Origin of the sequence: Streptomyces sp. B15, from assembly GCF_018070605.1 — a bacterium.
Classification (GTDB): domain Bacteria; phylum Actinomycetota; class Actinomycetes; order Streptomycetales; family Streptomycetaceae; genus Streptomyces; species Streptomyces smyrnaeus.
The window spans coordinates 106,023-119,779 of sequence record NZ_JAGPXJ010000005.1; the positions used below are offsets into that span (position 1 = coordinate 106,023).

General features: G+C 71.0%; 12 protein-coding genes and 1 tRNA gene. 8 read left to right on the plus strand and 5 right to left on the minus strand.

Features of this window, described 5'->3' with window-relative positions; genetic code table 11:
• Nucleotides 1–24: 24 nt before the first annotated feature.
• Entirely contained in the window at nt 25–969 is a 945-nt protein-coding gene (locus tag KBY19_RS04500) for a DUF4429 domain-containing protein (protein ID WP_210965195.1), read from the plus strand.
• A 65-nt stretch (nt 970–1,034) separates the two neighbouring features.
• Here KBY19_RS04500 and KBY19_RS04505 read toward each other — a convergent pair whose 3' ends face one another.
• Nucleotides 1,035–2,696, minus strand: a complete 1,662-nt coding sequence (locus KBY19_RS04505; RefSeq protein WP_210965196.1) for a beta-N-acetylhexosaminidase — start codon at nt 2,694–2,696, stop codon at nt 1,035–1,037.
• A 248-nt stretch (nt 2,697–2,944) separates the two neighbouring features.
• Here KBY19_RS04505 and KBY19_RS04510 point away from each other — a divergent pair, with 248 nt between their 5' ends.
• Both KBY19_RS04510 and glmS read left to right on the plus strand, forming a co-directional pair.
• Nucleotides 2,945–3,223: a hypothetical protein gene (locus KBY19_RS04510; RefSeq protein WP_185016925.1), complete on the plus strand. Its 279-nt coding sequence runs from the start codon at nt 2,945–2,947 to the stop codon at nt 3,221–3,223.
• Between the two features lie 73 nt (nt 3,224–3,296).
• Nucleotides 3,297–5,123: a glutamine--fructose-6-phosphate transaminase (isomerizing) gene (glmS, locus tag KBY19_RS04515; RefSeq protein WP_099881185.1), complete on the plus strand. Its 1,827-nt coding sequence runs from the start codon at nt 3,297–3,299 to the stop codon at nt 5,121–5,123.
• Between the two features lie 405 nt (nt 5,124–5,528).
• Here the strand turns inward: glmS and KBY19_RS04520 are convergent, their stop codons facing one another.
• Nucleotides 5,529–6,050, minus strand: coding sequence for a universal stress protein (locus KBY19_RS04520; protein ID WP_099881187.1), 522 nt, complete (start codon nt 6,048–6,050; stop codon nt 5,529–5,531).
• A gap of 1,002 nt (nt 6,051–7,052) precedes the next feature.
• Here KBY19_RS04520 and KBY19_RS04525 point away from each other — a divergent pair.
• The 4 genes from KBY19_RS04525 to KBY19_RS04540 all read left to right on the plus strand — a co-directional run bounded on the left by KBY19_RS04525 (nt 7,053) and on the right by KBY19_RS04540 (nt 10,717).
• A complete protein-coding gene (locus KBY19_RS04525) occupies nt 7,053–8,471 on the plus strand; it encodes a helix-turn-helix domain-containing protein (RefSeq protein ID WP_210965197.1) in 1,419 nt (472 codons plus the stop codon).
• Between the two features lie 28 nt (nt 8,472–8,499).
• Entirely contained in the window at nt 8,500–9,105 is a 606-nt protein-coding gene (orn, locus tag KBY19_RS04530) for an oligoribonuclease (RefSeq protein WP_099886524.1), read from the plus strand.
• Between the two features lie 102 nt (nt 9,106–9,207).
• Nucleotides 9,208–9,280 (plus strand) — tRNA-His (locus KBY19_RS04535).
• A gap of 84 nt (nt 9,281–9,364) precedes the next feature.
• A complete protein-coding gene (locus tag KBY19_RS04540) occupies nt 9,365–10,717 on the plus strand; it encodes a sodium:proton antiporter (protein ID WP_247690583.1) in 1,353 nt (450 codons plus the stop codon).
• A 130-nt stretch (nt 10,718–10,847) separates the two neighbouring features.
• Here the strand turns inward: KBY19_RS04540 and KBY19_RS04545 are convergent, their stop codons facing one another.
• Nucleotides 10,848–11,063 (minus strand): hypothetical protein, encoded by a 216-nt coding sequence (locus KBY19_RS04545; protein WP_247690584.1) that lies wholly within the window; start codon nt 11,061–11,063, stop codon nt 10,848–10,850.
• 142 nt (nt 11,064–11,205) lie between these two features.
• Between KBY19_RS04545 and KBY19_RS04550 the strand changes: the two genes are divergently transcribed.
• Nucleotides 11,206–11,688, plus strand: a complete 483-nt coding sequence (locus KBY19_RS04550) for a DUF6233 domain-containing protein (protein WP_307842284.1) — start codon at nt 11,206–11,208, stop codon at nt 11,686–11,688.
• Between the two features lie 20 nt (nt 11,689–11,708).
• Here KBY19_RS04550 and KBY19_RS36200 read toward each other — a convergent pair whose 3' ends face one another.
• Together KBY19_RS36200 and KBY19_RS04560 are read right to left on the minus strand one after the other, a co-directional pair.
• A complete protein-coding gene (locus KBY19_RS36200) occupies nt 11,709–12,497 on the minus strand; it encodes a M23 family metallopeptidase (protein WP_247690585.1) in 789 nt (262 codons plus the stop codon).
• Between the two features lie 71 nt (nt 12,498–12,568).
• Nucleotides 12,569–13,684 (minus strand): LacI family DNA-binding transcriptional regulator, encoded by a 1,116-nt coding sequence (locus KBY19_RS04560; protein ID WP_210965198.1) that lies wholly within the window; start codon nt 13,682–13,684, stop codon nt 12,569–12,571.
• Nucleotides 13,685–13,757: the final 73 nt, after the last annotated feature.

The following is a 13,757-nucleotide window of genomic DNA, read 5'->3' on the forward strand; positions in this document are numbered from 1 at the left end:
ACCCCGAGGCTAAATAATCGGGGCATGGCGGAAATCCTCCAGCGGGCCGGGGCGTGGACCTTCGACGGGGAGACCGTCAGGATCGTGCCCGGCACCGAGCGTCAGGTGCATCAGCTGCGCAAGGCCCTGGGAGAGGTCGCCGTGCCGTTGCGCGCGGTGGCGGGCATCGCCTATGAGCCCGGCGGGCGCAAGGGCGGCAGACTCCGTCTGCGGCTGCGCGACGGCGCCGACCCCCTCTCCCAGGTGGCCAGCGGACGGCTGCCGGACGCCGCGGACCCGTATCAACTGGCGGTGGACAAGGACCGCGCCGGTGTGGCCGAGTACTTCGTCGAGGAGGTGCGCAACGCCCTGCTGCTGGAGGAGGTGCCCGACACCTCGTGCGACCGCTATCTGCTGCCGGGGCCGCCGGTGCCGCTGACCGCCGCCGGTACGGACGGCACCGCGGCGTTCGACGGGGAGCACATCCAGCTGGAGTGGAACTGGATGGCCGAGCAGAGCAAGTCGGCGGCCGGGCCGCGCCGACTGCTGCTCAAGGAGTTGGAGGGCGTGGAGTGGACGCCGGCACTCGGCTGGGAGAACGGCAGTCTCCGCTTCCGTCCCAAGGGCACCCACCCCACCCTCAAGCCGCAGCACGATCCCAACTGTCTGCTGCTGTGGGGCGTGCGGCAGACGAAGGAGACGGGCGGCGCGGTGCTGCTGGCCGCCGCTGTGGTCGCCCGGCTGCCACATCCGTCGGCCGGGCATGTGGACGCGGCGGCCGACCCACCGGAGTCGGGCGCCCCGTCCCTCTCGCCGACCGCCGGGAAGGACGGCGAGCGGTCAGACACGCCCGGGATCCCGGTGGCCGGCGAGGCGGACCACGACGGCCTGCTGCGCCGGCTGCGCGAGCTGGGTGAGCTGCACAGCACGGGCGTACTCACGGACGATGAGTTCGCCCTCGCCAAGAAGGCCATACTCGACCGCTTCTAGCAGTACTCGACAGCTGCTGGCCGTGCCAGACCGCTGCCGGCCGTACTCGGCCGCTTGTGGGGAGGTCAGCGGGGCCAGGGCACCTGCGGGGAGCGGTAGTGGTTCACCCCCATCAGCTCCCAGCGCGACCCTTGTTGGGCCAGCCGCTCCCGGTAGCCGTCCCAGTCATGGGTGGCGGCGGGCGACCAGCCCAGTTCGGCCACGCCGGGCAGCCGGGGGAAGGCCAGGTATTCCAGTTGGGCGCTGGTGGCGATGGTCTCCGACCACAGCGGCGCCTCCACGCCGAGCACGGCACGCTCGGGCACTCCGCTCAGATAGTCGGCCGGGTCCCAGTCGTAGGCGCGTTGGGTGGACACATAGCCGGCCCAGCTGAGGCCCAGCGGAGTGTCCTTGTCGTATTTCATGTCCAGATAGGCGCGGTCGGCCGGGGAGAGCACCAGCTTGGTGCCGCGCTGCGCCGCCTCGGCCACCTGGGCGCGCTCCTGGGGGCCGGTCCGGTCGTAGCCCCAGTACTGGGCGACGGTGCCACGGGCCGGCGCTGCGGTGATCTGGTGCCAGCCGATGGCCTTCTTGCCGTACTTGGCGACGACGGGCTGTACGCGCCGCATGAAGGTGACGTAGTCCTCGTGGCTGGTGGAGTGTGCCTCGTCCCCGCCGATGTGGATGTAGGGGCCGGGGGTGAGGGCCGCCAGTTCGCGGATCACGTCGTCGACGAAGTCGTACGTCCGCTCCAGCGGTACGCACAGGGAGCTGAAGCCGACCTCGGTACCGGTGTAGCGGGGCGGTGCGATGCCGTCGCAGTTGAGTTCGGCGTAGGAGGCCAGTGCCGCGTTGGTGTGGCCGGGCATGTCGATCTCGGGGACGACGGTCAGGTGCCGCGCCGCGGCGTAGCGCACGATCTCCCGGTAGTCGGCCTTGGTGTAGTGGCCGCCGGGGCCGCCGCCGACCTCGGTGCCGCCGCCGTAGGTGGCCAGCCGGGGCCAGGAGTCGATGGCGATGCGCCAGCCCTGGTCGTCGGAGAGGTGCAGATGCAGCGTGTTGATCTTGTAGAGGGCGAGCTGGTCGATGTAGCGCTTGACCGCCGGCACGGGGAAGAAGTGCCGGGAGACGTCCAGCATGGCGCCCCGGTAGGCGTAGCGCGGAGTGTCGGTGATGGTGCCGCCCGCGATCCGCCAGGGCCCGGGCTGCCGGGCGCGGGCCTCGACGGCGGCGGGCAGCAGTTGGCGGAGGGTCTGTATCCCGTGGAAGAGGCCGGCCGGCTCCCGTGCGCCGAGCCGGACGGCCCGCTCGCTCACATCGAGCCGGTAGCCCTCGGCGCCCAGCCCGCGGTGGCCGCCGAGGCGCAGCTGGATGCCGTCGCGCCCCGGGCGGGTGGTGATGGGCAGCCGGTAGCCGGTGGCGGGGCGCAGCAGCTCGGCGAGGTGCTCGGCCACCTGTCGTACGTCCTTGGTGGCGCCGGGTCCGCGCTGCCGGCCGCGCCGGTGGTCGGGAGTCCGTTCCTCGTGCACCCGGATCACGGTCCGCGGGGTGATCGTGTACGGCCTGCCTTTCTCCCGCACCGAGGCGGGTGCGGGTATCACCTGGTCGAGCGGTCGGGGTCGGCGGTCGGAGTGTGCGGTGGCCGCGTCGCTCGCCTCCGGGTCGGCGGTCGCCGGTGTGGCGGGCAGCGTGGTGGTGGCGAGAAGTGAGGCGCAGAGGACCAGCAGCGGTCCCAGTCGTCGTCCCATCAGCGATCCCTCCGGGATCCGCACCGGATCCCTTTCGAACGGTTGTTCATCGGGGGTTGTTCACCGGGTTGGCGCACTCTCAACGAAAGCCGTGTTCAGGACACTTCGTCATAATGACCGCCTCAGGCGGGACCGGGAAGGCGTCGGGAGGCGTCTTTTCCCGCTCCGTCCCCAGCGTTTTCGCCACGCGGTGCCCGATATCGGGCAGATTTCTTGCGATCGAGGCGCTGAGACCGCAGTATCGACGGGTGCTCGACAGCCCGACGCCGGTCCACGAGGACCTCATCGACCATCTGGTCCGCACCACACCGCTGCAGCGCGGTGAGGCGGCCCGGGTGGTGCTGGACGTCCTGTCGTACTTCGACGAGACGGCACCCGAGTTCGTCCGCCGTCGGCACCGCGAGCTCCAGGCCAGGGGCCTGTCGAACCCGGAGATTTTCGAACGTATCGAGGCCGAACTGCCGCACCGGGCTGTGGCACCGCCTCAGCTGTCCCTCAGACAGCTCCGCCGCATCGTGTACGGCTGATCACGCGGCGGCGGCACCAGATCATTCACAGCGCAATCAGCACGGCACGACGGAGAGGCAGGGCATCAGCAGTATGTGCGGAATCGTGGGATATATCGGTAAGCGTGACACCGCCCCGCTCCTGCTGGAGGGCCTCCAGCGGCTGGAGTACCGCGGCTACGACTCGGCGGGCATCGCCATCCAGGCCGGCACCGGCGGCAAGCCGGGCGGGCTGAAGACCGCCAAGACCAAGGGCCGGGTCCGTGATCTGGAGGAGCGGATCCCCAAGCGCTTCGCCGGTACCGCCGGTATCGCCCACACCCGCTGGGCCACCCACGGGGTCCCCAACGACGTCAACGCGCACCCGCACCTCGACGCGGCCGAGAAGGTCGCCGTCGTCCACAACGGCATCATCGACAACGCCGCCGAGCTGCGCGCCAAGCTCACCGCGGACGGCATCACCTTCGTCTCCGACACCGACACCGAGGTCCTGACCCACCTCATCGCCGGCGCCCAGGCCGAGCGCCTGGAGGCCCGCGTCCAGGAGGCGCTGCGGCACGTCGAGGGCACCTACGGCATCGCCGTGCTGCACGCCGACTTCCCCGACCGCATCGTGGTGGCCCGCAACGGCTCGCCCGTCGTCCTGGGTATCGGCGAGAACGAGATGTTCGTCGCCTCGGACGTCGCCGCGCTGGTCTCCCACACCCGCCAGGTGGTCACCCTGGACGACGGCGAGATGGCCACCATCAAGGCCGGCGACTACCGCACCTACACCACCGAGGGCTCCCGCACCTCCTCCTCGCCGGAGACGGTGGAGTACGCCGCCGAGTCCTACGACCTGGGCGGCCACGACACCTATATGCACAAGGAGATCGCCGAGCAGGCTGACGCGGTGGACCGGGTGCTGGCCGGACGGATCGACGACCGGTTCGCCACCGTCCACCTCGGCGGCCTCAACCTCGACCCGCGCGAGGCGCGTGCCGTACGCCGGGTGAAGATCCTCGGCTGCGGCACCTCGTACCACGCGGGCCTCATCGGCGCCCAGATGATCGAGGAGCTGGCCCGCATCCCGGCCGACGCGGAGCCCGCCAGCGAGTTCCGCTACCGCAACGCGGTCGTGGACCCGGACACGCTCTACATCGCCGTCTCGCAGTCCGGTGAGACCTACGACGCGCTCGCCGCCGTCCAGGAGCTCAAGCGCAAGGGCGCCCGTGTGCTGGGCGTCATCAACGTCGTCGGCTCGGCCATCGCCCGGGAGGCCGACGGCGGGGTCTATGTGCACGCCGGACCCGAGGTCTGTGTCGTGTCCACCAAGTGCTTCACCAACACGGTGGTCGCCTTCGGGCTGCTCGCCCTGCACCTGGGCCGCATCCGCGACCTGTCGGTCAAGGACGGCAAGCGCATCATCGAGGGGCTGCGCCGGCTGCCCGGACAGATCGCCGAGATCCTCAAGCAGGAGCCGGAGATCGAGAAGCTGGCCAAGAACTACGCGGACGCGCGCTCGATGCTCTTCATCGGCCGGGTGCGCGGCTACCCGGTGGCGCTGGAGGCGTCCTTGAAGCTGAAGGAGGTCTCCTACATCCACGCCGAGGCCTACCCCGCCTCCGAGCTCAAGCACGGGCCGCTGGCACTGATCGAGCCCGCGATGCCGACGGTCGCGATCGTGCCGGAGGACGATCTGCTGGAGAAGAACCGGGCGGCCATGGAGGAGATCAAGGCGCGCAGCGGCCGCATCCTGGCCGTGGCGCACCAGGAGCAGGAGAAGGCCGACCACACCATCGTCGTACCGAAGAACGAGGACGAGCTGGACCCGATCCTGATGGGCATCCCGCTCCAGCTGCTGGCCTACCACACGGCGCTCGCCCTGGGCCGGGACATCGACAAGCCCCGCAACCTGGCCAAGTCGGTCACCGTCGAGTAAGAGGGTACGCAGCGCCGCGCCGCATGAGGGACGGGACGCATGAATGGGCGGAATCCCGCGCGGGCCACCAACCGCGCGGGATTCCGCCTCCCCTGTGCCGGCGTCGCCCATTACGCCGGCGGGTGGGCTGCCGTGCGGGACCGTCACCTCCCGTCCGGCAGCACGCCCTCGGGTCTCGGCCACCCGTGTGTTGTCTGTATGCCCCTCACAAGCGCACAACCCACCTCTACGGCTGGGTAGATTTGTCGATGTGCGGCACTTCTGCGGCAGCGGCGCGGAAAGCCGAAGGCCCGGCACGCGCACGGGAGTCGCTGCTCCGGGACGAGACGGGAGCCGCCCGCGCAGGGACCGGGAGCGGACCGCCGTAAAGGCGTTCGGGGGGTATAGACGTTCGGGAGCGGTGCGTCAGGGGACGACGATGACCGGGCGCTGGGCGCGCCGGGCGAGCCGGCCGGCCACCGAGCCGAAGATCCGCCCCACCAGCCCGTGGGTCGAGCCGACCACGATGGCGTCGGCCGCGTACTCGCTGCCGACCTCCTCCAGCTCGTGGCAGATGTCGCCGCCCCGCTCCACCAGGATCCAGGGCACCTCCGCCAGATGATCGGCGCAGGCGAGTTCGAGCCCGAGCACCTCGGTGCGATGATCGGGGACGTCGACGAAGACGGGCGGCTCGCACCCCGCCCATACGGTGGTCGGCAGCCGGTTGGCGACATGGACGATGATCAGGCCGGAGCCGGAGCGGTGGGCCATACCGATGGCGTACGCCAGCGCACGCTCGCTGGAGACCGAGCCGTCGAAGCCCACGACGACACCGTGCCGAAAGGCCGGATCGCAGGAGTGGCGCGTCTCGTCCGCCGCTTCCGGGATCGCCGTCGAGTCGGCGACCTGCCTGCGGTCTGCTGGGTCAGGGATCTCGTGTCCTGCCATGAGTTGTCTCGGCGAAGTGAGTCCTCTGTGCAGAGGGACGACGGACGGCTTGCGTTCTCTCGAATCTGCTCGGTCGAAATGTGCTGGTCGACTGTGCTGGTCGACGGTGCTGGGTGACCGCACGGCCTGCTCGACGAAGACCGGGAATCGTCTTCCCAAGTCCCTTACCCACAGGGTACGGCCGCACTCCCCTCTTGCCCAGGTTGGGACGGCAGCCGCCCGAGGCGGTTGACCCCGGAGCATGCCTGAGCGCGGCCCGCAGCGCAATGCCGCGTTACGCCCCTTACGCGCCTCCTTGACAGGCGCACCGGGTGACCGGGGCCCGAAGAAGCGCTGAACAGCCCGAACCTTCGGCATGAATACCCTATGATAACCCTAAGTGCTGGACTGAATACTCAGAGTGCGGATGCGTCCCGCTCACCGTCTGGCAACCGGGGTGGCACAGGGGGCGCATCGGAGCAGGCCCACCTCGATCGTTGCGTTGGCGCGAGAAGGCCCCTTGGGGCGCACACCGGCACACGCAAGCGCGCACAGAGTCACAAATAGTTACGCATCGTTGTGCGCTGCGCGCACCCGGCGCACCTCGTACACCTCATGCATCACACAGGCCTCCAGCACCTCGGAGGCATGGCCGAGGAATGGCCTCATCGCACGTCTGCTCGCCCTCTAATTTCAGCCAACTTGCCACCTCGTCACAACCCTTGCCACCTCTTTCACCAACCCCCCTGCCACCAGGGGCGAAAGGAGCGTCGCGCGGGTGTGCACCCTACGTTGATGGGGCAGAGAGGGCATGCGTACTTCCCTGCAGCGCCGTTGAGTGAAACGCTTCGTGATCGAATGCTTCACGCCAAGTTGCCTTGTCGACATAGCGCCGGATGCCGAACTTGCACCGCCCACCTCATCCGACGCAGTAGATTCGATCTTGGCTTTCGCTGCGGGGGAGAGCGGGGGAGATGTGCATGGACCGAGAGGAACACAACGATTGAGGGGGGCTTAGTTCCAATGAGCCAGGACTCCACGAACGGCCCAGTCGAGACCCGCAAGCTGGCCGCGCGCCGCCGGCGCGAGATCGTGGCGGTGTTGCTCTTCAGCGGTGGTCCCATCTTCGAGAGTTCCATCCCGCTCTCCGTCTTCGGAATCGACCGCCAGGACGCCGGAGTTCCGCGCTACAGGCTGCTGATCTGCGCGGGCGAGGACGGGCCGCTGCGCACCACAGGCGGGCTCCAGTTGAGCGCGCCGTTCGGGCTGGAGGCGATCTCCCGCGCCGGGACCGTCGTCGTACCGGCCTGGCGCTCCATCACCCAGCCACCACCACCGGCCGCACTGGAGGCGCTGCGCCGCGCGCACGAGGAGGGAGCCCGCGTCATGGGGCTGTGCACCGGCGCCTTCGTCCTCGCCGCCGCCGGACTGCTCGACGGGCGGCCGGCCACCACACACTGGATGTACGCCCCGACGCTGGCCAAGCGCTACCCGGCCGTCCATGTCGATCCGCGCGAACTGTTCGTGGACGACGGGGACATCCTCACCTCCGCGGGCACGGCCGCGGGCATAGACCTGTGCCTGCACGTCGTGCGCACCGACCACGGAGCCGAGGCTGCCGGGGCGCTCGCCCGCCGCCTGGTCGTCCCGCCCCGCCGCGGCAACGGCCAGGAGACCGGCGGCCACCCCCGCCACCTGGACCGCTCCTTACCAGAGGAGATCGGCGCCGACCCGCTCGCCGAGGTCGTCGCCTGGGCGCTGGAACACCTCCACGAGCAGTTCGACGTGGAGACGCTCGCCGCGCGCGCGTACATGAGCCGCCGCACCTTCGACCGGCGCTTCCGGTCTCTTACTGGGAGCGCTCCACTGCAGTGGCTGATCACTCAGCGCGTGCTGCAGGCACAGCGGCTGCTGGAGACGTCGGACTACTCGGTGGACGAGGTGGCGGGCCGCTGCGGCTTCCGCTCCCCCGTCGCGCTGCGCGGTCACTTCCGCCGCCAGCTCGGCGCCTCCCCCGCCGCCTACCGGGCCGCATACCGGGCCCGTCGGCCGGACGGGGAGCAGGGCCACGAGCAGCCGGGTGCGGCGGGGACGCCGGGCGGCCTCGGCGGCTCCCCGGGGCCGGGCGGCCAGGGCTCGGACAACTCCCTGCGCCTGCCGCACCAGCCCCAGCCGGGTCACCCGGGGCCTCCCGGACATCCGGGGCCGGCCGGGCACCCGGGGCACTCCCCGGGCAGCCACGCGGGACACCCGGGAGGCGGCCAGGAGCCGGGGGCGGCGAGCGGGCCACCGGCGTACGGCACCAGGCAGGAGACCCGACACGAGCTGAGGGAGTACAGGAACGCCCAGCAGAGCCGCTCCGACCGCCCTGAACAGGGCAAACCGGAGTCGGACGCCTTCGCCCCCCGAGTCCCCGGCCAGCGGGGCCGGGGAGCGGTCTGAGCGGGCCGCGTCACGTAGTGTGAAGCGCATGAACGATCGCATGGTGTGGATCGACTGCGAGATGACCGGCCTCTCGCTGTCCGATGACGCGCTCATCGAGGTGGCCGCGCTGGTGACCGACTCGGAGCTGAACGTACTCGGCGACGGCGTGGACATCGTGATCCGCCCGCCCGCACACGCCCTGGAGGCGATGCCGGAGGTGGTGCGCGAGATGCACACCACCTCCGGCCTGCTGGACGAACTGGACGCGGGTACGACGCTGGCCGACGCCGAGGCCCGCGTCCTGGCGTACGTCCGCGAGTGGGTTCCCGACTCGGGCAGGGCGCCGCTGTGCGGCAACTCCGTCAGCACCGACCGCGGCTTCCTGGCCCGGGACATGCCCGCGCTCGACGGCCATCTGCACTACCGCATCGTGGATGTCTCCTCGGTCAAGGAGCTGGCCCGGCGCTGGTATCCGCGTGCCTACTACAACAGCCCCGAGAAGAACGGCAACCACCGGGCGCTGGCCGACATCCGTGAGTCCATCGCCGAGCTGCGCTACTACCGCGAGGCCGTCTTCGTATCCCAGCCCGGGCCCGACTCGGAGACGGCGAAGAAGATCGCGGCCCGGCACGTGCTGCCCCCGGCGGACTGACCGCCCGGGCGGCGCGGGAAACCCGGGAGCGAGCACGGCGCCGGACCCTGTACACTCGTAGCGGCCGGTCAGGGAAGATCTTCTCTTCCCCCGCCGGACGTGGTGGTCGTAGCTCAGTTGGTAGAGCACCTGGTTGTGGTCCAGGATGTCGCGGGTTCAAGTCCCGTCGATCACCCTTCTCTCAGAGGCCCTGTGGCCGGCGGAAACGCGGGTCACAGGGCTTTTTGACGTGTGCACGGGTTGGGCGGGGGTTGTTCTCTTGGTCTTGGTCGTCGTCTTCGGAGTCGCACTGCTGGTCGCCGTGCTGCTGTCCGGACTGGCCGCGCGGTCGGTGCTGTCCACCTCGCTGCTGTTCCTGGCCGGTGGCGCACTGGTAGGGGACGGCGGACTCGGACTCATCCATGTCTCGCCCAGCAGCGACATCGTCCGCGTCACCGCCGATCTGGCCCTCTTCGCCGTGCTGTTCACGGACGGTATGCACGTCCGCTTCGCCGAGCTGCGCGAGCGCTGGAAGAGCCCGGCCCGGGCGCTCGGCCTCGGTATGCCGCTGGCGTTCCTCGGTATCGCGCTGCTCACCCACTATCTGGTCGGCTTCGACTGGACGACCTCCTTCCTGGTCGGCGCCGTGCTCTCGCCCACCGACCCGGTCTTCGCCTCGGCCATCGTCGGCCGCCAGCAGGTGCCGGCCCGGTTGCGCCAGCTCCTCAACGTCGAGAGCGGGATCAACGACGGCCTGGCGCTGCCCTTCGTGCTGATCTTCATTGCGGCCGCGGCCCCGACCGGGCACAGCGAACACGCCTCGTTCGGCAGCATCGCCCTGGAACTGGTGCTCGGTGTGGCCTTCGGTGTCGCCGCGCCCCTGATCGTCAACTGGCTGACCCGCTTCCGGCTGCTGGGCGCCGAGCCCAAGCTGCAGCCGCTGGGGCCGTTGGCCATCGGCGTGATCCTGTACGCCGTGTGCCACCTCACCCACGCCAACGCCTACCTTGCCGCGTTCAGTGCGGGTGCCGTCCTCGCGGCCGTCTCGCCCGAGGCCAAGCACGCGTTCGAGCCGCTGGGGGACTCGTTGTCCGAACTGGCCAAGTTCGCCGCGCTGCTGATCTTCGGCGCGCTGCTGACCGGCCAGTTGTTCAGCGATCTGTCCTTCGGCGGATATGTGGTCGCCGTGCTGGCGATCATCCTGATCCGCCCGGCCTCGCTGCTGCTGTCGCTGATCGGCACGTCGTTCGACAAGCGGGAGAAACTGACAGCGGCCTGGTTCGGTCCCAAGGGCTTCGCCTCGGTGGTCTACGGGCTGCTGGTACTGCAGGCCGGGATCCCGCGCGGCGAGGAGGCGTTCACGCTCATCGCCGTCACCATCGCCTTCTCGATCGTCGCCCACAGCAGCTCGGACGTGCCCATCGCCCGCCTCTTCGACGTCGAGGAACTCGCGGGCATCCCCGACGACCAGCGCGGCCCTCACTGGCCGTTCCGCCCGGGTGAGCGGAAGAAGGCGAAGAGGACCGCGGAGCCGGCGGACACGGCCGGCCGCGGCAGCGGCAGCAGCGGTACCGGCGACAGCGGCGGTACCGGCGACAGCGGCAGCAGCGGCGAACAACGGGCCGGGGAGTAGCCGGCCCGCGGGCGGCCGGTGGTCGGTCGCGGACGCAGAAAGCACCGCGTTCCCGACCTCCCTCCCGGGAGACGGGAACGCAGTGCTGACGGGCGGGCAGAGCGATGTCTGCCAGGGGAAGCGCTCGGGCTCAGTCCATCTGCATCGGGCCGAAGAACATGATGACCGAGTCGTTGATGATGTGGTCGTCGTCGGAGACCTTGATCTCCTTGTTCTCCTTCTTCACCGACTCGTGCACCCAGTTGTACTGGTGCCCCTTCGGCCAGGCGGCGGCCGAGCCCGCGCCGGCGCCTGCCAGGCCCAGGACGGCGAAGCCGACGGCGACGGAACGCGCGAGCTTACGCATACGCATGTGAACCTCCAAGGGTTGGTTGGACGAGGCACCACGATGGCGGGCGAAGTGTCACTTTTTGGTACAACACGACAACGGCCTCCGGAATGAACCCGGACGGCGCACCCACTCCTGTATTCGAACTAATATTCGGTACGTGAGTGAGTGGCACGACCGGGCGGGACCGTGGGCACGGGCCCGGATGCCGGACGGACAGGAGCTGGACGTGATCGTCACGGGTCGCTCCCGCACGCCCGACGGCCACTGGTGGTACGAGTGCGAGGCGATCCTGCCGAGCCGCTACGAGCACCCCGACGGGCGCGCCGAGCCCAAGAGCGCACCGACCGCGATCAGCGTCGCCGCCGAGAACATCACCCCGATTCCCGGCGAGAGCTACCAGGCGGTACCCACGGCCGGCGCCGTGGCGGGCCGGCAGTGGGTGGCCGTACGCAGGCGCGGCGTCGGCGACACAGGGCCCTGGTGGTGCGTGCACCGCCGGGACTGCTGGCAGGCCAGGGACGGCTGGCTCACCCGGCGCATCACGGCGCGCGAAGCGGTGGAGCTGCTGGCGCGGACCGAGGAGGCGCGGGTGTGCGACATCTGCCGCCCGGACCGGGCGCTGGGGCGGTACGGCCGCTGACCGACGGCCGACGTCCACCGTCATACGAGGCGGACGCCGTGCGCGGCGAGATAGCGGACCGGATCGATGTCCGAGCCGTAGCCACGCCCTGCCCGCGCCTCGAAGTGCAGATGCGGGCCGGTGGAGCGGCCGGTGTTGCCGGAGAGGCCGACCCAGGTGCCAGGACCGACGGCGGCGCCGGTCGTCACATGGATCTCCGACAGATGGGCGAAGAGGGTGTACTTGCCGTCGGGCATCCGAACCGTCACCGCCTTGCCGTAGTCACCGGCCCATCCCGCGAAGACCACCGTCCCCGGACCGACCGACCGCACCGGGGTGCCCTCGGGGACGGCCAGATCGACACCGGTGTGGTGACCTGCCGCCCAGTTGCCCCTGACGCCGTACGGCTGCGAGACCCACACGCCCGGATGGACCACCGGGCGCACCCATTGCACGCCCGCCCCGGCCCCCGCGTCCCGCCCCGCCTCGGAGGACGAGGGCGGGGGCGAAGGCTCCTGGGAGGGAGCGGCCGTGGGCGACCCGGAGGGCTGGGAGGGAGCTGCCGTCGACCCGGAGGGCTGCGGCGCGGACGCCTCGGGGGCCGGCGCCGCGGATGCCGGCGAAGGGGCGGAGGTGGGGCCGGACGTGGGGCCCGGGGTGGGGGTGGAGGCGGGGGTGTCCGGCGGCGGTGTGGCGGACACCGGGAAGGGGCTGAGGACGACGGGGAGGGCGAGAAGGGCGGCGGTTGTCAGGGCGAAGCGGATCGGACGAGGGGCGCGGCGGCGTGCTGCCGCGCCCCTCCGCGTGGTGCCGGTCCCGGTGCGAGCCATGTCTGTGATGCAACGGCCGGGCCGGGCCCGGCGCATCCTGAGCGCGCCCCATGGGGTGAGGTGATCCCCCGTCAGGAGGAGGCGCGGGGCACCAGTTCGGTGGCCAGCACCGGGTGCTGGGCGTCGCCCTCTCCCCGCGCCGGTCCGGTACCGGCGGAGCCGGTGGAGGAGGCCGCGCCGGTACCCGGGGCGCCCGGCGTCCACTTGCCCAGCAATTGCAGCAGCACCCTGGCCATCTCCCGTCCCATGTCTGCGATCGGCTGGCGGACGGTGGTCAGCGGCGGGTCCATGTGACGGGCCACGACCGAGTCGTCGAAGCCGACGAGTGCGACGTCGTCCGGCACCGACCGGCCCGCCTCGCGCAGCGCGCGCCGGGCCCCGGCGGCCATCACGTCGGAGGCGCAGAAGACGGCGTCGAGTCCGGGCGCCCGCTCCAGCAGCTGCCGCATCGCACGGTCTCCGCCCTCCTCGGTGAAGTCGCCGCACACCAGCAGATCCGCCGGCACGGGCCGGTCCGCCCGGTGCAGCGCCTCGCGGTAGCCGTCGGTGCGGCAGCGTGCCGCGTACACGTCCGCCGGGCCGGTGATCGTGGCGATCGTCTCGCGCCCGCGGGCCAGCAGATGGTCGACGGCCGAGCGGGCGCCGCCGGTGTTGTCGCAGTCCACGTACGGCAGCGGTTCGGCGGCGCGGCGGCGGCCACCGAGCACGGCGGGGATCTCGGAGCGGGCCAGCAGGTCGGGCAGGGTGTGGTCGGCGTGTACGGACACGAGCAGCACTCCGTCGATGCTGTGGGCCGCCGCGTACTGCGCGAAGCGGTCGCGCTCCTTGCGACCGCGCAGCAGGGTGAGCAGCAGCTGCATGTCGGCCAGGGCGAGTTCGGCGCTGATGCCGCGCACGATGGCGGGGAAGTACGGCTCGGTGAAGAACCGGGACTCCGTTTCGGGAACCACCAGTGCGACGGTGTCCGCGCTGCCCGCCGCGAGTGCGCGGGCCACCCGGTTGGGGACGTATCCCAGTTCGGCCACGGCGTCCTCGACGGCCGCGCGGGTGCGGTCGCTGACCCGCGGCGAGCCGTTGATGACACGGGAGACGGTGCCGCGGCCCACCCCGGCGCGGCGCGCCACCTCCTCCAGGGTCGGCCCGGACTGCGCGGCCCTGCGGGCCCGTCCGCCGCGCACTGCTGCCATGGTGCCCTCCCCGTGCCGCGAGCCCGGACCCCGTGGGGACCGGGCGAGGGGAACATTCAACTACAACCGGGCC